This is a genomic window from Paenibacillus uliginis N3/975, from assembly GCF_900177425.1.
Taxonomy (GTDB): domain Bacteria; phylum Bacillota; class Bacilli; order Paenibacillales; family Paenibacillaceae; genus Paenibacillus_AQ; species Paenibacillus_AQ uliginis.
Genome location: NZ_LT840184.1, coordinates 2078548 through 2100506, shown reverse-complemented (window position 1 = coordinate 2100506; position 21959 = coordinate 2078548). Strand labels below are relative to the sequence as shown.

Here is a 21959-nt window from a genome sequence, read left to right as displayed (position 1 = left end):
CACACTTTCTTATCTCTAAAGAAAAACATATATCGATGTATCCCAAAGGAGACAGACCGCTTTAAGCGGAAGTTTTTCTTGCGATATAGGGAAGCCGTCTCCTATGGTGTTTCTACCTTCCTATATCCAAGTAGAAACGACTTCGTCGTCCTTATCAAAGAACGATGATCGTTTCTGCGAGAAATATAAGCCAAGTATAACTGAAATGTTATACTTCCTTATATTTTTAAAAAAGAAGGAACACGAAGTGTTCCACTCTTTTTTAAAGCTATGTTTAGCCTGATCGGCTTATTTATTCACTTGGGCCATAACTTCTTCTGCGAAGTTTTCTTGCTTCTTCTCAAGACCTTCACCCAGCTCGTAGCGGACAAAACGACGAATGGAGATGTTTTCACCGATCGTGCTGATTTTTTCGTTCAACAGTGTGCTGATTGTTTTGTCTGGATCTTTAACGAAAGACTGATCAAGCAGGCAGTACTCTTCATAGTACTTGTTGATGCGGCCTTCAACCATTTTTTCAACGATTTTCTCAGGCTTGCCTTCGTTAAGTGCTTGAGCTTTCAAGATTTCTTTTTCTTTTTCCAACTCATCAGCAGGAACTTCTTCACGACGAACATATTTCGGGCTTGCCGCTGCGATGTGCATAGCGATATCACGTGCAAACTCTTTGAATTGATCTGTTTTACCAACAAAGTCGGTTTCGCAGTTGATTTCAACGAGAACGCCGATGCGTCCGCCGCCGTGGATGTAAGATTCTACAACACCTTCAGTAGCGATACGTCCTGCTTTATTAGCAGCTGCAGACAAACCTTTTTCGCGAAGAAGCGCGATCGCTTTGTCGATATCACCATTTGTTTCGTCGAGCGCTTTTTTGCAATCAAGCATACCTGCGCCTGTTCTTTCACGAAGCTCTTTTACCGCACTAGCTGATACTGCCATTGAAATTCCCTCCAATTATAATTAACTTTATCATGCTGCGTTTCCAGCATTTTTTCACATTCTGACCTTAAAAAAAGGGTAGTGAGAGGTTATCCACCTACCAACCACCCTTTTCATTTAATTCATTCTTTATACGTGCAACCGTAATTAGGCTGTTGTTTCTTCGCCCTGATGAGCTTCTACAACTGCATCGGCCATTTTACCTGTCAGCAATTTAACAGCGCGGATCGCGTCGTCGTTACCTGGGATAACATAGTCGATTTCGTCCGGATCACAGTTGGTGTCAACGATACCAACGATTGGGATACCCAATTTACGTGCTTCTGCAACAGCGATACGCTCTTTACGAGGATCGATGATGAACAGAGCGCTTGGAAGACCCTTCATGTTCTTAATACCGCCCAGGAATTTCTCAAGACGATCTTTCTCTTTGCGGAGAAGGATAACTTCTTTCTTAGGCAATACTTCGAAAGTGCCGTCTTCTTCCCACTTCTCAAGTTCTTTCAAACGGTTGATACGTTTTTGGATCGTTTCGAAGTTGGTCAGAGTTCCGCCGAGCCAACGTTGGTTAATGTAGTACATACCGCAACGTTCTGCTTCTTCTTTCACGGAATCTTGAGCTTGTTTCTTTGTTCCGACGAACAGAATTGTTCCGTTCTCGCCAGCTACGTTTTTCACAAAGTTAAAAGCTTCTTCTACTTTCTTGACCGTTTTTTGCAGGTCAATAATGTAAATACCGTTTCTTTCAGTGAAGATATATTTGTCCATTTTTGGATTCCAACGACGAGTCTGGTGACCGAAGTGAACCCCAGCTTCCAAAAGCTGCTTCATGGAGATAACTGCCATCTTCACACACCTCCTAAGTTTGGTTTTTGTGTGCCCTCCGCCAAGGTCATTTTCCGTTAAGACTTCCAGTCCGGAAGCACCCTTAACGAAATCTCTTAGCGTGTGTTTTAACACCGTCAATTACTATACCATAATTGGAAGGCAGATGCAATGCTATTATGACAAGTAAAAACAACTTGGTCGTCCTTTTTAAAGGGCGACAGCGTTTCTACGAGAAATATAAGCCAAGTAAATAATTCAATCTTATACTTTCTTATGATTTAAGAAAAACCGTCTGCAACCTAGCGGCTGGTGGACGGTTTTTCAGTAATTTTTTGAATGATTGAATCCAGCTCTTCACCAGCTGTAAAGGTATAGGTTCCTCTTTGTATGAATTTATTAATTTTTTGAGCAGTAGCTTCATCTATAAAAGCTTGTTTATCCTCTATAACCCCTGCTTTTTGTAAACCGTTCGCCACATCGCTCAAATTGCTTCCACCGGAAATGACATATCGGATTTTAGTTGAATCGGGCTCTTTGGGCGAAGTGGGATCCTTAACGGCAGGTGCTGCAGGGTCCTTCTTCACATTGCCTGGCTTCTCAGGCGTTTGAGGTGAATCCGGTTGTTTGGTCTCTGTAGCTTTAGCGGGCGGTTTTACGGCTGTCCCCGTCATCTTCCCGCTCTCATTCTTCATCTTTTCTTTCCACTGCTCCTCCGTCATCAACTCTTCGGAGCTATTTACCACTTTCATATCCATTGCTTTTGCTGCTTCCTCAATCTGCTCTTGGGTCCATTGCTTGTCCTGCGGCTGTGAAGAAGACATGGCTCGTTCTCCCATTAGCATGAGCTGCAGAAGTACGGCACCAACGACGAGACCGATACCAAGACCCAACATAAAGACACGGTTCTTGATCACGGTGATTCCTCCTGTTTAGCCAATTGTATGATCAACTGCACCTCACCCCGCTGCATTCCAGCAGATTTGGCTATCATATCAATAGATCTGCCCGCTTCATACATATCAAACAGCTCGGTGTAACGGCTTTTGATTGAATTGATATGCGGTTGACTCGCTTTATCAGCCGCTTCTACCGCTTCCGCAGCCTCGGTGGCTGAGATATTAACTGGCACAGACGCTAAAAGCGTTTCCGCCGATCTCAGACGTCCTTCAGTGGATGCAAGCTGCTGTTCCACAGCAAGCAATCTATGGCGCATTTCATTTAACTGCTCCTGCTGAGCTGTCTGCTTGGCAGTCTGCTCTTGCTTCATCTGTCCAACCAGGTCGAGCAGCTGCTCATTCTCGAGCTGCACTTCTCCCATGTATTGCTCCAAGGTAGACTCCATTTCTTTGACGACTTGCTCACTTTTAACCGTCTCTTCACGACGCTTAGGCAGCATTAAAGCATATAGCACTGCTCCAATGCCCAGGAGTACGATATATATCCATGAGTCCAAAACAATTAACTCCTTTGTGCCAATGATTTGCTCTAAAGGGAAATATCCAGAGAACGACCTTTATACGGATGTTCCGCAGGCCGCTCTGCCGAATGCTCCTTCTGTTCAGAGGAATGTCCCCCATCCTCCGGTGCTTGACGGCTGCCATCATCACGGATGGCAGATTCAGCCGTTTCGCTGACTTCTGTGCTTCGCTGAGCAGCTTGACGGCTTTGCTTCATATGTTCTCCGGCCAACAATGTCTGATCCTGAGAAGGACGCTGATGATGCTCTTGCTGAATTTTGCTTGCCTCCGTTGTCCGCGGCACCGCGATTTGCATCTCCACCGATTTCAAACTCAAGTGAAATCACCTCGTCCTATCATGATTAACTTGAACAGAACACCGTGTATTCAGACACCTTGGCTGTCTTACAGCAGTGGAACCATGGCAATTTCACCTTCATGATAATAAAAAGAAACCCGCTGTGTCGGATCCTTAATAAACCGGGTATACCGACCAATGACGATCTTGGACCCGCCGTATATCGTTTTTATAATTTCTACTTTGGCTTTGCCTGTATCCTCAAGCATGCGTTCAATTTCAAGCATTCTGTCCTTGATTTCATTCTGTTCCGCTGTATTGGACTTCTTGGTGGCATTCAGCTTGATTCGAAGCGCAAGTTTGTCAGGGGTAAGCTGACCAGACGCTGCCAGCTGATTCAGTAAATAGAGTGCTTTATCTGTTTTATCCATGCTCTCCACTTGCCGTTTTAGCTGAGCCCTCAGCTCAGATAGTTCATTACGGAGTTCAGGCAGAACGCCAACCTCAATGACCGTTGCTGTAGACATCGTATTACCGATTGTGCGCGCAATGACCTTTTCACCGGCCTGAATTACACCTCCGACAATCAGACCCTTAGTACCGTTGCAAATAACATTTTGGCCTGCTCGGATATTGGAATGCATAATGCTCTGGGATACCGTTACATCTGCTCCAACAATCACATTTCCATCTTGTACGAAAGCGCTTTTCACATTTTGCCCGGCTTTTACGTATCCTTTGTTGTAACCGATAATGCCTCCGGATATATCGATAGAGCCTTCCGCATCAAGCTCTGCTCCTTCGACAAAGCCTGTCACCCGAATGTCTCCGGCACATTTAATACGGAAACCCGACAGTACATTTCCACGAATGACAACGGTTCCCACAAAATCTATGTTGCCAATACTGTAATCGACATCTCCATTAATCTCGTATACAGGGAATACATTAATCTTCCCCTTTTCCGTCTTCGTCAAAAGTCCGTCAATGGCAGCATACATAGCCGTCTGTTCAGGATTTACCACAACGTTCTTTCCGATCTTGAAACGCGCCTCTTTACCCGGTTTGCATGGGATCTCTTCACCCGTAACCATCGTTCCCGGTACTCCTGGCGTTGGAGGAATCCGAGTTGCGATCAATTGTCCCTTCTTGACATTGTTCAGACGAATAACTTCCTTATAATCTACCTTGCCGTCATCCTTTTCAAGTGGTCGCAGGCTCTGCTGATCTCCCATTTCAATCTTCAATTCAATCCGTCCGTTTTGACCGTGAACTGGCTCAGTCCCGATCGCAACCGGGGCTCTGCTATACTGATACTCTTCCGAATGACTGACGATACGGCTTAAAGTGTCATGCTGGAGCCCATAACGGATCTTGTGACTTCGAAGAAACTGTTCAAGAGCTTCAATCTTACAGGTGAAATCCTTATCCCAATCTGACATCTGCAAATAGGCAACCGTTTTATCATCCGAGAAGGTGATATTAAAATACTTGTCCAATGCATAATCTACAGACATTTCAGGAACCCCCTTCCAAATTGGCAAGCGTCAATCGTTCTGCATCAATAAATCCCGATCTTTATCAAGCGTGGCTCTGAGCCTTAGAATCGCTTTGGAATGTAGCTGCGATATTCTCGAGGGAGACAGCGACATGACTTCGGCAATTTCACTGAGCGACAAATCTTCATAATACAGCAAGGAGACGACTGTTCTTTCTTTTTCCGTCAACTTGCCAATTCCTTTAACTAGAGCTTCCTGCAAATAAAATTCATGTACTTTATGGTCAGGATTTTTTGCCTTTTCATCCACCAAAAGCGACATTCGAGTTTCCGATTCTTCTTCACGGATCGGATCCTCCAGAGAGCTTAGTGTCATCACCGCAACTTCTTGCAGCATATGTCTAAATTCTTTTTCAGAAACTTCGAGGTAGTCACTCATCTCGGAATCACTGACCGTTCGTAAATATTTTTGCTCAAGCTGCTGGTATGCCGATTCGATTTTTTTTGCTTTCTCTCGAACGGAACGCGGGACCCAATCCCCCTGCCGGAGCGAATCCAGAATGGCACCTCGAACTCGCCATGATGCGTAAGTTTCAAACTGCAATCCACGTTTATAATCAAACTTCTCAATGGCATCAATCAGACCCATAACACCATTGCTCGCCAGGTCTCCTTTTGACACATTTCGGGGAAGTCCAATTGCCAAACGGCTTGAAACATAGTCAACGATGTGTAAATGATTTTCGATTAGTTTCTTTTTCGCTTCTTGGTCTCCATCTTCCTTCCATGCAACCCATAAATCAACATGGTTGAGGGGAGAAGCTTTGCGCTCGTCCAATTGCCTTCACCATCCTTATTTTTCTGTCAGGTGACGAACGGCCTTGGCCAGTTCTTCGGGATCCTTAGTTGAAACCAGCTTAGGAGGATCTAACGGAACAAATCCGTTTCCTTCTTGATCTTGCTCTGGTTCAGGTTTAATGAGATTCATCAATTCCTTGTCTTCATCTGGCGTTGTCAAATCCAGTCTGTTGCCCAGCTGCTCTTCAGGGATGCTGCCAGAGCGCTCACTTTCCCCGTCAGAGCCTTTAGCAGGTGCGGAGGCCAAATTGAAGACCCATTTAAGCAGGTACGCCAATACAAACCATACCGCAAATGCAATCAAAGCCCGGTTAAAACTTGTTAACCATAAATTATTGCGTACAGTAAAAAGAAACGTGAGTATAAACCCGGTAAAACCGGCCCATAGATAAAAACGAAGTTTTCCTATCATAGCTACAATTCCTTTATGCCCTTTTGTACACTACGTATGGTAAATTTACCCGTTGTGCAGTTCAATTCCACAGTTCGTCCGTAATTTCCTCCGGTATCTTCACCAATTAGCGGAATACCCATCTGTTCTAACCCTGCTTTACAAGATTCCACATTTCGGGGCCCGATCCTCATACTGTCACCAGCACCCGCAAATGCAAACATCTGAGCTCCGCCGGCCATCTTCGCTACCAGCCTGCTATGGGAAGCTCCCATTTCTTTCAGCTTGTTCAGAAGGACTGGAAGCGCCGTATCTGCATACTTGGCCAAGTTCAGTTGGCCTTCTCTAGCGATGGAAGAAGAGGGGAGCATGACATGAGCCATACCTCCGATCTTCAACAGCGGATCGTAAAGAGTCAGCCCCACACATGAGCCTAGACCAGTTGTACGTAAAATTCCGCTGGAACCCGCGACGTTTAAATCCGCCATCGCCACTTTCACTACACTTTGTTCGTCAATCATTCTCTAGAGGCACTCCCAAAGCTTCGAATATTTGAGCAAATGACTGAGGGTCAGGTATTAGGAAAAACTGCCCCTCAACTTCATGATGTCCTTCCAAGAACGTCGTGTTGATCAACAGGGCATCATCCCCCATTTCACCAAACTGCAGGAGACCGTAGCTTAATATCGCTCCCGCCATGTCTATCGCCAATCCAGGTACGGTCGGTGTCATAACCAATTTTGTAAAGTCTGCCAGAGAGGACAAGTATGATCCCGCCAAGATGTTACCAATCTCATTTATCGCTGATAGTTCCATTTCAGAAAAATCATTGTCTACCGACACTTCTAGACCAGCCAGACGCTGAAGAAGTTTTTTACCTGCCTCAGGACTCATAATAAAGAACAGATTTCCGGGTGCTTCTCCCTCTACCCGCAAGAAAACAGCGAGTACGATCCTTTCGGCTCCACCTACACTTTCAGCGATTTCTTCAAAAGAAAGTAGTTGAACCATCGGTACGGCCATATCAACCGGCTTGTTCAAGAGCTGAGAAAGGGCGGTTGCGGCATTGCCTGCCCCGATATTCCCAACCTCTTTAAGGACGTCCATTTTGAGGTCCTTATCATACTTGAAAAGTTCCACTGCCTAATCCTCTAAGCCTTCAAGCTGTATAATTTCACTTTTGTTCAGAACTTCAGACAAGTTAAGCATAACGAGCAGACGCTCCTCACCGATTTTTGCAACGCCGCGCAAGTATTTCGCTTTAACGCCGCCGACCACTTCAGGAGGTGTATCAATGCTGTCGCTGTTCAGATCGATGACATCGCTTGCCGAGTCAACGATAAAGCCGACCTGCATTTCATTCACCGCTACAATAATGATCCGAGTCTGATCTGTGTGCTCAGCCTCTTGCAGACCAAATCGTCCGCGAAGATCAATAACAGGAATGACAACGCCACGCAGGTTTACGACTCCCTTTACGAAAGCATATGTTTTCGGCACGCGTGTAATCGGCATCAGACGCTCAATGGTCTGTACCTTTTCCACCTCTATCCCGTACTCTTCGCTTCCAAGCTTGAAGACGATCACTTTCAATTCTTCTCCCATGTTAAACCCTCCCTATATGTTCACACCTCAAATCCAGGTGTCCTTAATCAGCCCATAATTACTTGATAAAAGCATTCGGATCTATGATGAGTGCTACTTGTCCATCGCCAAGGATGGTTGCGCCAGAAATGCCTTGTATCGAAGGCAGGTATTTACCCAGATTTTTAATAACAATCTCACTCTGACCAATAAAATCGTCGATCGCCAAAGCTGCCAAACGGTCACCCTTGCGAATAACGACAATTTCCGTTTCTTCTTCAGACTGTTCATCAAAATTCGGAACATTAAATACACGGCTCAGTGAAATAAGCGGTATGTGAGACTCTCTGAATTGAATCATACGGCTGCCGTGAACGGTACGGATTTGTCCTTTTTTAATAATTCCTGTTTCCACAATTGAAGTCAGTGGAATCGCGAATTTTTCGGATCCCATCTTAATAAGCATGGCAGCAATAATAGAAAGCGTAAGTGGAAGCTGTACCGAGAAGTTCGTTCCTTTTCCTGGTGTTGAGTAAATCGTAACGTTGCCGCCAAGGGAATTAATTTTTGATTTTACAACATCAAGGCCAACTCCCCGTCCGGACACATCCGAAATTTTCTCAGCTGTACTGAAACCCGGTGCGAACAGAAGCTGGTGAGCTTCTTCGTCTGACATTGCTGCAGCTTGTTCTTCGGTTACAACGCCTTTGTTAATGGCGCTTTTGATGATATTATCCCGGATGATTCCACGACCATCATCTTCGATCTCAATAAATACATGATTTCCGCTGTGAAATGCCCGGAGATGAACGGTTCCGGTTTCCGATTTACCGGCAGCTAACCGATCAGCAATCGGTTCTACACCATGGTCAACAGAATTCCGTATCAAGTGAACTAACGGATCCCCGATTTCATCAATAACCGTACGGTCAAGTTCCGTTTCCGCACCGGTAATAATCAAGTCAATTTTTTTATCGAGAGATTTGGCAAGATCGCGGACCATCCGCGGAAAACGGTTAAACACAGTATCTACGGGAACCATCCGCAGTTTCAGAACGATATTTTGAAGGTCGCTACTGACACGGCTCATATGCTCGACCGTATCGGTCAAATCCTGGTTCTTCGCTTCATTTGCCAGCTGCTCCAAGCGCGCACGGTCGATCAACAGCTCACTAAAGAGGTTCATCAAAACATCCAAGCGCTCGATATCAACACGGATCGTTCTTGATGGGACACTGGCGCCGTTATTTTTGGCAGCGGTCTTAGGTGAAACTGATTCCGCTGACTCGACTTTTGACGCACCTGCTGCTGCAGGTGATGGAGTGCTCGCAGAGTTTTCTTTCTCGACTGCTTCAACTGCTGCCGCACTTTGTAAAACCATCTGCTGCAGGGATTCATGATCAAGATCCGCAACCGTCACCGAGTCAACCTCTGAAATATTCATAATTTGGCTTTCAAGATCCGCTGCATTTTTTTGAGTGATAAAGTACATTGAGAAGACACGGTCAAACTCACCCTGCTCGATATCCTCAACATCCGGATAAGTCTTAACGATTTCACCGGCTCTTTCCAGCAGTTCAAACACCATATACGCTCTGACAGCCTTGAGCTGACAGTCTTCACGCAGTTGAACCTGAATGTAGAGCACCTTATGACCTTCTGTAATGGATTGATCCAAAACAGAAAATTGGAATTCGTCCAATTCAATGCCCGGATAAGCAGGTGTGCTGTTTGCGGATTCTGCTGAAACGGCAGCGGCCGAAGAGACTCCAGCTCCTTCACCGCGAACAATCGCTTGAAGTGAAGCTACTATAGAGGAGACATCAGCCTTCCCTTCACCACCCTGTACGATATCCTGTACCATCGATTCGAGCGCATCCAAGCTTTTAAAAAGGGTGTCAAAAATAAAATCCTGCATTTTCAGCTTTTCGTTCCGAACCAGATCCAGTACATTCTCCATCTGGTGTGTAAGGGAAGCGAGATCTTCAAAACCCATGGTGGCCGCCATCCCCTTCAGGGTATGGGCTGACCGGAAGATCACCTGTACAATACCCAAGTCACTCGGGTTGCTTTCTAGTTGAAGCATGTTTTCATTTAATGATTGCAGATGATCATTCGACTCATCAATAAACATGGATAGATACTGATTCATGTCCATTGCGAGACACCTCCTCTATGAGTTCACTTACCGATATTTACTGCTTGAACCAATTTCCCTGCAATTTCTTGCAGCGGCAGAATATAACTTACACAGCCCAACTCCACGGCAGATCGAGGCATTCCATACACAACACAGGTCTCCTCGCTTTCAGCGAATGTTGAAGTAACTCCAGAATCGTAAAGTTGTTTCATCATTCTCGCTCCGTCACTTCCCATTCCCGTCATAATCACAGCATGCCGTTTCAGGGAAGTAAGAGGCAGTAGAGACTCGAACAACACGTCTACCGAAGGGCGATGTCCGTTGCATGGTTCATCCTTATGAGTTGTAATGCGGTACTTCCCATCCGATTGGGATATCCTCATATGGATCCCGCCTGGAGCGATATAAGCTGCTCCCGGCTTTAATTCCATCTCATCACAAGCCTCAACGACCTCGATCGCACTAAACGAATCGAGGCGCTGCGCCAGAGATTTCGTAAAATTCGGAGGCATGTGCTGCACGATGACGATCGGCGCCGGGAAATCACCTGGAATTTTCTCCAGGAAGGTTTTCAGCGCCCTTGGCCCCCCGGTCGAGCACCCGACCGCAACTAATTGAGTGAAGCTTTGATCCATTGAGCGGTCCTGGTGGGGAACACTCTTCACTTCTGATTTCCTGAGAACAGGATGGCTTTTACATGCTTCAAACGTTTTTCGCCCAACTAAAGGAGTAACCGCCTTTCCTGCAGAAGTGTGGCGTAAGTTGTTATTGTTTTGATTTAGTCCGGAATCCGCAGCGCCTGATACCTGCTTCATCGAATTTGGAAGTCTCGCACGCAACTCCACCTGGTTGTCCCGATGAGAGCCTTTCATATCTTTATGAAATGACTTTGAGGTTGCGAACGTTCGCTGATCATCTGAACCGAACAGAGGCTGTCGATCGGAAGGCCTTGGCGGAAGAAGAATAGCCTTTGGGATATCCTGTCGCTTCTGCTCTTCTTCCTCCCACAATGCCCTCCGTGCTTTGGCCTGCACCGCTGCATTCAGTTGCATAAGCAGCTCCTGACCAACTTGCTCAATATCCTGAGCATTAGATATGGAAGGCTTGCGTATAAAATCAAAGGCCCCAAATTCCAGAGCTAATATCGTTTCCCGCATCCCTTGCTCATTAACGCCTGACAGCATAATGACTGCCCTTGGTCCGGCCTCCATAATTGTTCTGAGCGCGTCAAGACCATTCATTTCGGGCATTTCTACATCCATCGTAATGATATCGGGGTTTAGTTCCATGGCTTTTGCTACGGCTTCTCTGCCGTTATTTGCTGTGCCCGTTACTCGAAACCTGTGATCCCGTTCGATCAGATCCGAAATGATTTTTCTCATAAACGGAGAATCATCTACCACCAGTACACGAAATGGCGTCATTGGAGTCCACCTCAGTTCCCTTATTGTCAAAAAAGAATCATTATGTTCGTTTAAGCCATCTCTGCATAAATCCTTTGATTCCCGTAAGGGGGCCGGATTCCGGCGGAGCTGCCGGAACAGCCAGGTAACGCAGTGCAAGCCGCTGTATATCGCGGGACGCTTCACACCTAGGAAAAGCAAGAGAAAACGGAACCTGACGTTTGACGGATTTCACAACATATGGATCGTCCGTAACATATCCCAGCATCTTAATGTCCAAATCCAGAAAACGGTGTGCTGTTAAAAGGATCTTGTCCGATGCTTGGCGGGCTTCTGTTTCGTCTCCAGCCCGGTTCACAACCAGAGTAAACGGTACTTCAGGATCACTTCCATGAACGACCTTGATCAAAGCGTAAGCGTCAGTGATCGAAGTCGGTTCCGGTGTGGTCACAACCAGGCATTGGTCAGCAGATGTTATAAATTTCATGTTCTCTTTGGACAATCCGGCGCCAGTATCGAATAAGATGTAATCCATTTCAGATGAGATAAGTTCGATTTGAGATACAAAATAATTCAGATCATCCTCTGATAAGGAGATCATATCGGCTATTCCCGAGCCGCCGGCTATGTAAGGAAGCCCTTCTGGTCCATATTGGATAACATCGTGAATACTCTTTTCTTTTCGCAGTACGTGATAAAGGCTAAATCGGGAGGACACCCCCATTAGAACATCAATATTTGCCATGCCGATATCGGCATCAAACACAAGCACCTTCCGCCCCAAAGATCTGAGTGTTAGAGCAAAGTTTAGTGTGAAATTGGACTTTCCAACACCACCTTTACCACTCGTAATCGTTATGATTTGGGCTGTTTTTTTCGAGGAACCCGCAGAGCGATTCGGCACTTTAGCAGACACCAGCTGTCTGAGAGATTGTGCCTGATCTGTCATGTCCGCAATTCTCCAAGTAGCATCCGGGAAAGCATCGTTGTATCAGGCATTAGCAGATCGTCAGGCACATTTTGACCATTCGTCATGTAAGACACCTTTAACGGGTGTGCATTCAACAGATTGAACAGTGGACCACAGCTTCCGGTTTCATCCAGCTTGGTGAAAATCACCTTATCCAGTCCGAACTTGCTGAAGTGATCTGTAATTTCGACCATATCACTGCTTTTGGATGTCAGACTAAGTACAAGATAAGTTTCACTATGATCTGATGGTGCCATTAGACTCTGCAATTCGGAGACCAGAAGTTCGTTGCGGTAATTGCGCCCCGCTGTGTCCATCAAAATCAAATCGCAATCTTCCAGACGATGCATCGCCCGCTGCATATCACCAGGAGACTGTACCACCTCAAGCGGCACATTTAATATGGATGCATATGTTCTTAGTTGGTCTACAGCTGAAATGCGATAGGTGTCGGATGTTATAAAGCCAACCTTTCGCTGGTACTTGAACAATTGCTCTGCCGCCAGCTTGGCTATTGTTGTCGTCTTGCCCACGCCGGTCGGCCCTGCAATATAAACAATCCGGGTAGCTCTCTGTATACCGCCACCGAACCGCCCCTCCAAAAATGACTCCATCTGGCGATAGATAGACGCGCGCAGCTGCTCATCAGATAATGTCTTATTACTTGCCACCCATTCATCCATCGCGTTATTCAGCCAGACTTCCGACAGTTGATCAGTTAGATCCTGTCTTATCAACTGTTCCCGAATGCTTTCGAGTGACTCCGGAAGCTCCGGATTGACCAGATTTTGACGGGAAAGACGGGCAATCCACTCCTTCATCTCTCGGAGCTCATCAAGCATCTTCTGTTCTGCGCTGTTTCTCGCTTCAGACTGTGACACTGGATCAGCTGAAGCTGGTACCGGAATTGCGGATTCTGCTGATTCACGCTCATATGCACTGATGAGAGGCTGCTCACTCAGTTCAGCGGGCTGTTGTCCGCCAGCTGCAGCCTGCGCTAAAGCTGCGGCAAAATCTACCGCAGCCCGCTCTCGATTGGACATCTGCTCAGGATGATCAAACGCTTTTTCCGAATCGCCTGGTACACCCAGCCTGTTCGGTCCTGCAGGCTGGGTGCTTACGGCTGTCTTCTTATACGCCTGCGGAACTGAATTTCTTGGAACTTGAACCGATGGTGTGGCAGGCTTGTCTTGGTTCGATTTGTCTTCTTTATCTAGAGCAGCGATGACTTCGATCTTTTTTTTGGTGAATATCCCCATAAAGCCGCCAACTTTAATCTCCTTCGAGCTGAGAATTACCGCATCACTACCGAGTTCGTTCCGAATGTGCTGCATAGCCTCTGGCATTGTATCGACGATAAATCGTTTCACTCTCATAAGTTCACCACTCCGACGCTCTGAATTTCGACATTAGGCTCAAGCTCGCTGTAAGAGAGTACCGGAATGTCCTGCATACTGCGTTCAATAACCTGTCGCAGATACATCCGGATAGCTGGAGAAGTTAACAGCACAGGCTGCTGACCCATCTGAATCAGCCGGTTTACCTGTTCACTCAGCTTTTGGAAAATACTCTGAGTCGACACGGGGTCCATCGCAATATAGGTTCCCTGATCGGTCTGCTGTACACTTTCTGCAATTTTTTTCTCCAAAGCCGGACCCACCGTAATGACCCGCATGGCCTCTCCTTCCGGAGCATACTGTTGTGTAATCTGGCGTGAGAGAGCTTGTCTAACGTATTCGGTAAGCACATCAGGATCCTTCGAATAATGCCCGTAATCAGCAAGACTTTCAAAAATAGTTACCAAATCCCGAATCGAAATTTTCTCCTTCAGCAACTTGGCCAGCACTTTCTGTACATCCCCGATGGTGAGAACAGAAGGAATAAGCTCATCGACAAGGACAGGGTAGCTTTCCCGAATATTGTCGACCAGCGTTTTTGTTTCCTGGCGTCCAATTAATTCGTGAGCATGTCTCTTAATCAATTCCGTCAAATGCGTAGCAACTACAGAAGGCGGATCCACTACCGTATACCCAGCCAATTCCGCCCGCTCCTTCGCGGTCTCATCAATCCAAAGTGCAGGAAGACCAAATGCAGGCTCTGTTGTTTCAATACCGGTTACTAATTCGTCCTCGTACCCAGGACTCATGGCAAGATAGTGATTTAATAATAATTCACCACCGCCGACAGCATTCCCTTTAATTTTTATGACGTATTCGTTCGGTTTTAGTTGAATATTGTCGCGAATACGAATGACAGGTACCACAAGTCCTAATTCAAGTGCACACTGTCTGCGTATCATAATGATCCTATCGAGTAGGTCCCCGCCTTGCTGTGTATCTGCAAGTGGTATAAGCCCATATCCAAACTCGAATTCGATAGGGTCGACTTGAAGCAGATTGATGACACTCTCCGGACTGCGGACTTCCTCGATCTGCTGTTCCTCCTCCAATTGTTCAACCTCCACCTGCTTCTGTTCCAATTTGCTCTGCATATTTCTTGCAGCAAGGAATAGAAGAACGGCGATCGGGAGTGTTGTAATGAAATGAATCGGGGTGAACAGACCAAGAAACGTCACAGTCACTGCAACGATGTACAAAAGTTTTGGGTAAGACAATAGCTGTCCTGTCAAATCATCTGACAAATTACCTTCTGACGAAGCACGTGTGACAATAAGACCTGCAGCCGTCGAAATTAAGAGAGCTGGAATCTGGCTTACCAGACCATCACCGATTGTCAAGATCGAGTATGTGCTCATTGCATCAGTGAAAGACATACCGTGAATGGAAATACCGATAATAAATCCACCAATCAGGTTGATCAAAAGGATAATGATCGAAGCAATGGCATCACCTTTAACAAATTTACTGGCACCATCCATGGCGCCGTAAAAGTCGGCCTCTCTTTCTACCTTCCGCCGGCGCTCACGAGCCTGGGTCTCATTAATCATCCCGGCGTTCAAATCAGCATCAATACTCATCTGCTTACCCGGCATTGCATCGAGTGTGAATCTTGCCGCTACTTCGGCAACCCGCTCTGATCCCTTTGTAATAACGATGAACTGAACTACAACGAGGATGAGGAAAACGATGAATCCTATTGCAATCTCTCCCCCGGCAATCCAGCTGCCGAAAGTAGCGACAACTTCACCCGCTTCTCCTTTTGACAAAATAAGCTTTGTTGTAGAGATGTTCAATGACAGTCGGAACAGTGTTGTTATTAACAGCAACGAAGGAAAAATGGAAAATTCGAGCGCTTCCTTCGTATTCATTGCCACGAGTAATATCATAAGCGCCAATGAGATGTTAATAATAAGCAATACGTCCAATAGCCATACAGGGATCGGAAGAATCATCATAAGTACGATGCCAATGACACCCGCTAGAACAGATATTTCTTTTATTTTCACTGCTGTCGGCCTCCGATCCCTAGTTATTTCGCTTTACCTTTTAATTTGTATACATACGCTAGCACTTCAGCTACTGCCTGGAACAGATCACCAGGGATCGTGTCCCCGATTTCCGCTCTTTGGTAAAGTGCACGTGCCAGCGGTTTATTTTCCATTGTAATAACGCCATTTTTCTTGGCGATTTCCTTAATTCGCAGTGCCATATAATCCTGCCCTTTGGCAATAATCTGCGGTGCCTCCATGGAGGATCCATCATACTTTAGCGCTACCGCAAAGTGAGTCGGGTTCGTGATGATTACATCGGCCTTTGGAACTTCCTGCATCATCCGCTGAAGTGCCATGCGCCGTTGACGCTCACGAATCTTCCCTTTAATAAGCGGATCGCCTTCTATTTTCTTATACTCGTCTTTTATATCTTGCTTGGACATACGAATGTTTTTTGCATGTTCATATATCTTATAAATGTAATCAAGTGCTCCCAGAATAATCAGTCCGACTGCGATTTTGATTCCAAGGGACAATGTCACGTCAGCCGTAAAATGAAAGATGGCTTCCGGGCTCATTAAAGACAAAGAAGACAATCCTTGTCTTGCACCCCAGAGCGAGGTATAGACCAGATAACTGATTATAGTCAGCTTGAAGATCGATTTAAAAAACTCAACCAACGATCGCATCGACGCTATATTTTTAAACCCTTTGATCGGATCAATTTTACTGAATTTCATCTTCAAAGGGTCTCCCGTTAAAAGAAAACCGACCTGTACGTAGTTAATGGCGAGTGCGATAACAAACACAACGATAAACAGCGGGGCAAGCAGCAACAAAATTTGTATTCCGTATTCCCCCAGCAGCATGATCGTATTTTCCTTCGTAACATCCATGGTAAGACGATTCAGATATACATCTGTAAACAGCCGAACGATGTGATCCCTGATATATCCGCCGAACATCATGAAGCATAAAAAAGCGGCCATCAAAACGGATGAGCCAGACAGTTCCGTACTCTTGGCAATCTGCCCTTTTTTACGGGTGTCCTGCTTCTTTTTAGGCGTAGCCTTTTCAGTCTTTTCACCAGAGAACAGCTGCAGGTCCACTCGGTACTTCAAGGTCACCCCTACCACTCCTAACTTCATTACGCCGGCTTACTGCCAATCACGCCCAACAGTTTCTGCAGAGCCTCGAACATTTCGGCGAACAAATGTTCAAACAGAGCCACTAGTCCTGGCATAAGCAGAAAAAGCAAAACTAAGCCTACAATCATTTTCAAGATGATACCGATGACAAACACGTTAAACTGAGGCGCCGTTCTCGCCAGAAATCCGAGACCGACGTCGGTAAGAAACAGTGCTGCCGCAATGGGCGCAGACATTTGGAGTGCCATTACGAACGAATGGGCAAATGTGGTAATTAGAAACTCAGTCACACTGCCGTCCTGTATTTTGGAGAATACATTGCCTGTAATCGGCATCCACTCATAGCTGTACATAATGGCATCCAGCAGAAAATGATGTCCGTTCATGCTTAGAAATACAAGGATTGCCAGCATGTACTTGAAATTGCCGATAAGCGGTGTAGAAACACCAGTAACAGGGTCAATCACATTCGCCATACTGAAACCGATCTGAATATCGATCAGTGCTCCTGCTGTTTGAACGACCGCCATCATCAAAAAAGCGGTAAATCCAAGAAGCAATCCTACCAGAACCTCCTGAATGATCAGTAGTACGTACGACATATCTTGTGCGACCGTCTGGCCAAGGCCAAAGGTCAGAAACACAAGAACAGAAACCATGAAGGAAATCCCTATTTTATATGGTGCTGGAACACCACGAGCCGAATAGATCGGCGCTACAACAAAAAATGATGTAATTCGACAAAAAATAAGCATAAAGACAGGAATACTTTGTTCCAACCATTCCATGAACACTCAGCCTATCCGATATATTTGTAGAGATTGCCCAAAATGCCACTAGCAAAATCCACAAGTGTAGTTAATATCCAAGGGCCAAACAGCAGCAGTGTGAGCAGGACAATAATAATCTTAGGTACAAAGGCAAGCGTTTGCTCTTGGATTTGCGTCGTTGCTTGAAAAATACTGATGACTAATCCCACGACCAGCGCGAGCACAAGCATCGGCGAACTTACTTTCAACACGATATATACCGCTTGTCCCGCTAGACCGATAATAAACTCAGCACTCACGGCGAGTCCTCCTGTATTGAAATACTTGCCGTTACGGATTGAAGCTCATTAACATCGACTTCACAACCAGATACCATCCATCAACTAGAACGAACAGCAAAATTTTGAACGGCAGTGAGATCATGACGGGCGGCAGCATCATCATACCCATAGCCATTAAGACACTCGCTACAACGATATCTATGACTAAGAATGGTATAAAGATCATAAAGCCCATTTGAAAACCGGTCTTAAGTTCGCTTATAGCAAATGACGGCACTAACACCGTTAGCGGAATATCCTGATAGTTGTCTGGTTTTTCCGCTCCGGTGTATTTCATAAACAGCAGCAGATCTTTTTCCCGGGTGTGCGAGAACATAAATTCCTTCATGGGCTCTTGAGCTTTATCAAGCGCCTCCGTTTGGGTGAGCTCTCCCTTGAGATACGGTTGCAGCGCAACATCGTTCATGGTAGAGAAGGTCGGTGCCATAACAAACAGCGTTAAAAATAACGACAAACCGATTAGCACCTGATTCGGAGGTGTCTGTTGTGTGCCCAGAGATGTCCGTACGAAACCTAAAACGATAACAATCCGGGTAAAACTCGTCATCAGGACAAGAATTGCGGGAGCCAAGCTGAGTATCGTGATTAATAGAATTAGAGAGAGTGCGCTCGTACCTGGCTTGTCCCCATTGCCGCCGATTTGAATATCGATGTTCGGTATCGGATCCGCCCAGGCCGAAGTGGCCAGGACCAGTCCCATCAGCATAATCACCGTGACAGTAATTGCGATCTTTTTATTCATGAATCTTTATGATCCTCCCGCAGCAATTCTTCCACCTTTTGTTTCCGATTGGGTACGCTGCGAAGCTTGGATTCGAATACCTCATGAAAAGATGATGTATCCTCAAGCTCGATATCCTCAGACGTCTGTTCCTTACGAAACCTGGCCGCAAGCTTACCAATGAACGGTGGCAGCGTTCCCGATTTCAAGCCGTACTCCTGTTCGAACGAAGCCTGAATCAGAGCAACTTCAGCCGGATCGGAAATTTTGTCAATAAGCGAGACATCTTCACCAACACCGATCAGGTAAATACTGCCTCCCACCTCAACTAACTGTATGGATTTGTTAGGGCCAACTCCAACCGCACCGAGTGTCCGGATGGAACGGCCCTGCATCCAACTCTGATTTTTCCGGCCCAAAAACCGGATCAGAAACACAATGGCTGTAATGATAATGGCAAGCACGATAAAAACATAAAAAAGTTGAAGATAATACCCCGACGTATCCGATCCTATTCCCTCTGAAGCTGCTATCATAAAAAGACTTCCTTTAGACGCCAAGCGTTTTATTTATAGCTTCGATAACACGATCCGATTGGAAAGGCTTCACGATAAAGTCCTTCGCTCCAGCTTGAATAGCGTCGATAACCATAGCTTGCTGTCCCATAGCGGAGCACATAATAACTTTTGCATTCGGATCAGTCTTTTTGATTTCCTTCAGAGCGGCAATTCCGTCCATTTCAGGCATCGTAATATCCATTGTAATCAGATCCGGACGCAGTTCTTTAAATTTCTCGATCGCTTGAGCTCCATCTTGAGCTTCTCCAACAACCTCAAATCCGTTTTTGGTCAAAATATCACGGATCATCATTCTCATAAATGCAGCATCATCCACAATCAGAATTCGGTTAGCCATTGATTAAAAATCCTCCCTAAATTTGTGCTATTGTAATTTTTGTATTCGGTCCCATTGACTTACGATATCCGTAACCCGAACGCCGAAGTTTTCGTCAATAACGACAACTTCGCCTTTAGCGACGAGTTTGTGGTTCACAAGGATGTCTACTGGCTCACCAGCAAGCTTGTCCAGTTCAATGATCGATCCTTGAGATAATTCCAGGATATCCTTAATTTGCTTCTGGGTCCTTCCTAATTCTACGGTGACTTTAAGGGGAATGTCCATCAGTAAGTTCAGATTGTTTTCATCCACCTGAGTGTACGGTGCATTTTGCAGGTTACTAAATTGCACAGGTTGTACATTTACATTACGATTTGGTATTCCACCATACTGCTGCGGTGCCTGTGGATAAGGCATCTGCGGCTGCCCATACGGCATTTGCGGCAATCCGGCTCCGCCCGGCATTCCTTGGTTATACCCATACCCCTGGTCTTGAGGATATCCTTGCTGCGGAGGCATTTGCTGCATTGGCACTTGCTGTTGCATCGGCGCCTGCTCTTGAGGAGGCATTTGCTGAGGTGCTGTCTCCTTTACCGGTACTTCAACAGTAGCTGCAGGTTCATCAACAGCAGGCTCCTCCGTTCCGTTAATCAGCGTATTAACCATGTCCTTGGCAAACTCGATTGGAAGAAGCTGCATGATCGTTGAATCAATCAGATCTCCAATGATGAGCCGGAACGATATTTTAATCAGCGTCTCATCGACAGGCAAGTTGTTTATCCCATCACCACTAGACATATTGAGAATATCGATCCCCGGTGGGGATATGTTTACGAACCTATTGAAAATCGTAGACATACTCGTTGCAGATGAACCCATCATCTGATTCATCGCTTCTTGAACCGCACTGATATGAATCTCATTCAGCTCTTCTTCCTGAGGATTTCCCTCTCCACCTAGCATCAAGTCTGCAATAACCTGGGCATCACGGGTCTTGATAACAAGTGAGTTAATCCCCTCAAATCCATCAACATAAGTGACGTGAACCGCCACATGAGGCTTTGGAAACTCTTCTTCAAACTGACTTCTGGAAATGATAGACACTCTTGGTGTTGTAATATCCACTTTCTTACCGAGCAATGTTGAAAGGGCCGTAGCCGCACTGCCAAACGTGATATTACCGATTTCACCTAATGCATCCTGCTCCAATGGTGTTAAAACATCATCAACGCTTACCACCGAAGGAGAGGAGGTTGATGCCATTTCAGTCTGCTTTAAGAGGGCATCGATTTCTTCCTGGGATAAATAATCTTTACTCGTCAAGTTCTTCAGCTCCTTCGCTGATGATTTCGTCGATCTGTACGGCGACCCGGTCCTTCATCGTACCTGGGCTGCCTATATATTTCAGCTTATCCCCCACTTTAATGGCCAGGCCATCATGAACGGGTTTATTCAGGGAAATAACATCGCCGACGCTCAACCCCAAAAATTCAGAGACCGTAAGCTTGGACTCTCCAAGCTCCGCTATGATCGGCAGTTTTGCTTTGCTTACCCGCTGCTTTAATGCATCCACCTCTTCAGGCACCCGAGTCTTCTTCTCGGAAATAAACCACTGATGGGCAGATAGCTTCGACATGATTGGCTCAAGGACAACATGAGGAATACACAGATTAATCATTCCGGTAGTATCGCCGATCTTGGTGCTTAGCGATATAAGAGCAATCGTCTCGTTCGGAGATACGATTTGCATAAACTGTGGATTCGTCTCAAGCGCCTCCAGACGAGGCGAAATATCCAACACCGTTTTCCAAGCTTCCTGCAGGCTTTCAAAAGCTCTGCTGAAGATGCGCTCTATAATAATCGTTTCAATCTCGGTTAGTGCATTAATTTTTGTCGGAGCATTCCCCGTACCGCCGAGAAGGCGATCCAGCATTGCATAAGCGATATTCGGATGAACCTCAAGCACCATACGCCCAACAAGCGGCTCTGCTTCAAAAATATTGAGAACAGTCATCTTGGGGATTGAGCGGATAAACTCATCATAAGGCAGCTGCTCAACCTGAACGACACTAATCTGTACAAAAGTGCGTAGCTGAGCCGAAAAATAGGTCGTTAAATAACGGGCAAAATTTTCATGTATTCGAGTCAAGCTGCGGATATGATCCTTGGAAAAACGCACCGCTCTCTTAAAGTCATAGGAGCGGATTCTTTTCTGGGTTTCTTCCTTTTTCAGTTCTTCTGCGTCCATTTCGCCGGAAGAGAGAGCGGCCAGCAAGGCATCAATCTCATTTTGCGATAAAACATCAACCATCATCTCACCCCCCT

24 protein-coding genes are annotated in these 21959 nt (G+C 45.9%); all 24 read right to left on the bottom strand.

The genetic code is table 11. The annotated features are described in order from the left end of the window. Positions 1-288 precede the first annotated feature (288 nt). A complete protein-coding gene (gene tsf / locus B9N86_RS09945) occupies positions 289-939 on the bottom strand; it encodes a translation elongation factor Ts (protein WP_208918881.1) in 651 nt (216 codons plus the stop codon). 147 nt (positions 940-1086) lie between these two features. Continuing rightward, positions 1087-1785 (bottom strand): 30S ribosomal protein S2, encoded by a 699-nt coding sequence (rpsB, locus tag B9N86_RS09940; protein WP_208918880.1) that lies wholly within the window; start codon positions 1783-1785, stop codon positions 1087-1089. A 281-nt stretch (positions 1786-2066) separates the two neighbouring features. After that, positions 2067-2681, bottom strand: a complete 615-nt coding sequence (locus tag B9N86_RS09935; RefSeq protein ID WP_208918879.1) for an endolytic transglycosylase MltG — start codon at positions 2679-2681, stop codon at positions 2067-2069. Next, complete coding sequence (locus B9N86_RS09930) at positions 2678-3220, bottom strand: hypothetical protein (protein WP_208918878.1); 543 nt, start codon at positions 3218-3220, stop codon at positions 2678-2680. Before B9N86_RS09930 ends, B9N86_RS09935 begins: the two co-directional genes overlap by 4 nt. A gap of 32 nt (positions 3221-3252) precedes the next feature. After that, on the bottom strand, positions 3253-3561 hold the full coding sequence (locus B9N86_RS09925; RefSeq protein WP_208918877.1) for a hypothetical protein: 309 nt from the start codon (positions 3559-3561) through the stop codon (positions 3253-3255). Between the two features lie 68 nt (positions 3562-3629). Beyond that, positions 3630-5039 (bottom strand): flagellar assembly protein A, encoded by a 1410-nt coding sequence (locus tag B9N86_RS09920; protein WP_208918876.1) that lies wholly within the window; start codon positions 5037-5039, stop codon positions 3630-3632. Between the two features lie 30 nt (positions 5040-5069). Further along, entirely contained in the window at positions 5070-5858 is a 789-nt protein-coding gene (locus tag B9N86_RS09915) for a FliA/WhiG family RNA polymerase sigma factor (protein ID WP_208918875.1), read from the bottom strand. Between the two features lie 15 nt (positions 5859-5873). Then, entirely contained in the window at positions 5874-6290 is a 417-nt protein-coding gene (locus tag B9N86_RS09910) for a hypothetical protein (protein ID WP_208918874.1), read from the bottom strand. A 2-nt stretch (positions 6291-6292) separates the two neighbouring features. Further along, entirely contained in the window at positions 6293-6790 is a 498-nt protein-coding gene (locus B9N86_RS09905; protein ID WP_208918873.1) for a chemotaxis protein CheD, read from the bottom strand. Further along, positions 6783-7409: a chemotaxis protein CheC gene (locus B9N86_RS09900; protein ID WP_208918872.1), complete on the bottom strand. Its 627-nt coding sequence runs from the start codon at positions 7407-7409 to the stop codon at positions 6783-6785. The genes B9N86_RS09905 and B9N86_RS09900 overlap by 8 nt, the downstream gene beginning before the upstream one ends. A gap of 3 nt (positions 7410-7412) precedes the next feature. After that, positions 7413-7874: a chemotaxis protein CheW gene (locus B9N86_RS09895; protein ID WP_208918871.1), complete on the bottom strand. Its 462-nt coding sequence runs from the start codon at positions 7872-7874 to the stop codon at positions 7413-7415. Positions 7875-7932: 58 nt separating this feature from the next. Then, on the bottom strand, positions 7933-10011 hold the full coding sequence (locus tag B9N86_RS09890) for a chemotaxis protein CheA (protein ID WP_208918870.1): 2079 nt from the start codon (positions 10009-10011) through the stop codon (positions 7933-7935). A 23-nt stretch (positions 10012-10034) separates the two neighbouring features. After that, complete coding sequence (locus tag B9N86_RS09885) at positions 10035-11417, bottom strand: protein-glutamate methylesterase/protein-glutamine glutaminase (RefSeq protein WP_208918869.1); 1383 nt, start codon at positions 11415-11417, stop codon at positions 10035-10037. Between the two features lie 40 nt (positions 11418-11457). Further along, positions 11458-12345 (bottom strand): MinD/ParA family protein, encoded by an 888-nt coding sequence (locus B9N86_RS09880; RefSeq protein WP_208918868.1) that lies wholly within the window; start codon positions 12343-12345, stop codon positions 11458-11460. Beyond that, positions 12342-13742, bottom strand: coding sequence for a flagellar biosynthesis GTPase FlhF (flhF, locus tag B9N86_RS09875; protein ID WP_208918867.1), 1401 nt, complete (start codon positions 13740-13742; stop codon positions 12342-12344). The genes B9N86_RS09880 and flhF overlap by 4 nt, the downstream gene beginning before the upstream one ends. Beyond that, positions 13739-15772: a flagellar biosynthesis protein FlhA gene (gene flhA, locus B9N86_RS09870; protein WP_208918866.1), complete on the bottom strand. Its 2034-nt coding sequence runs from the start codon at positions 15770-15772 to the stop codon at positions 13739-13741. Before flhA ends, flhF begins: the two co-directional genes overlap by 4 nt. 23 nt (positions 15773-15795) lie before the next feature. Next, positions 15796-16905 (bottom strand): flagellar biosynthesis protein FlhB, encoded by a 1110-nt coding sequence (flhB, locus tag B9N86_RS09865; RefSeq protein ID WP_208918865.1) that lies wholly within the window; start codon positions 16903-16905, stop codon positions 15796-15798. Further along, entirely contained in the window at positions 16905-17693 is a 789-nt protein-coding gene (gene fliR, locus B9N86_RS09860; RefSeq protein ID WP_208918864.1) for a flagellar biosynthetic protein FliR, read from the bottom strand. Before fliR ends, flhB begins: the two co-directional genes overlap by 1 nt. Positions 17694-17704: 11 nt before the next feature. Further along, positions 17705-17974: a flagellar biosynthesis protein FliQ gene (gene fliQ / locus B9N86_RS09855; protein WP_208918863.1), complete on the bottom strand. Its 270-nt coding sequence runs from the start codon at positions 17972-17974 to the stop codon at positions 17705-17707. Positions 17975-18005: 31 nt separating this feature from the next. Continuing rightward, positions 18006-18758 (bottom strand): flagellar type III secretion system pore protein FliP, encoded by a 753-nt coding sequence (gene fliP, locus B9N86_RS09850; RefSeq protein WP_208918862.1) that lies wholly within the window; start codon positions 18756-18758, stop codon positions 18006-18008. Beyond that, complete coding sequence (locus tag B9N86_RS09845; protein ID WP_208918861.1) at positions 18755-19273, bottom strand: FliO/MopB family protein; 519 nt, start codon at positions 19271-19273, stop codon at positions 18755-18757. The genes fliP and B9N86_RS09845 overlap by 4 nt, the downstream gene beginning before the upstream one ends. A gap of 13 nt (positions 19274-19286) precedes the next feature. After that, entirely contained in the window at positions 19287-19652 is a 366-nt protein-coding gene (locus B9N86_RS09840) for a response regulator (RefSeq protein WP_046679006.1), read from the bottom strand. A 27-nt stretch (positions 19653-19679) separates the two neighbouring features. Further along, positions 19680-20957 carry a flagellar motor switch phosphatase FliY gene (gene fliY / locus B9N86_RS09835; RefSeq protein WP_208918860.1) on the bottom strand — a complete coding sequence of 426 codons (1278 nt, stop codon included), beginning with the start codon at positions 20955-20957 and terminating at the stop codon, positions 19680-19682. Next, entirely contained in the window at positions 20947-21945 is a 999-nt protein-coding gene (fliM, locus tag B9N86_RS09830) for a flagellar motor switch protein FliM (RefSeq protein ID WP_208920193.1), read from the bottom strand. Before fliM ends, fliY begins: the two co-directional genes overlap by 11 nt. Between the last annotated feature and the right edge of the window lie 14 nt (positions 21946-21959).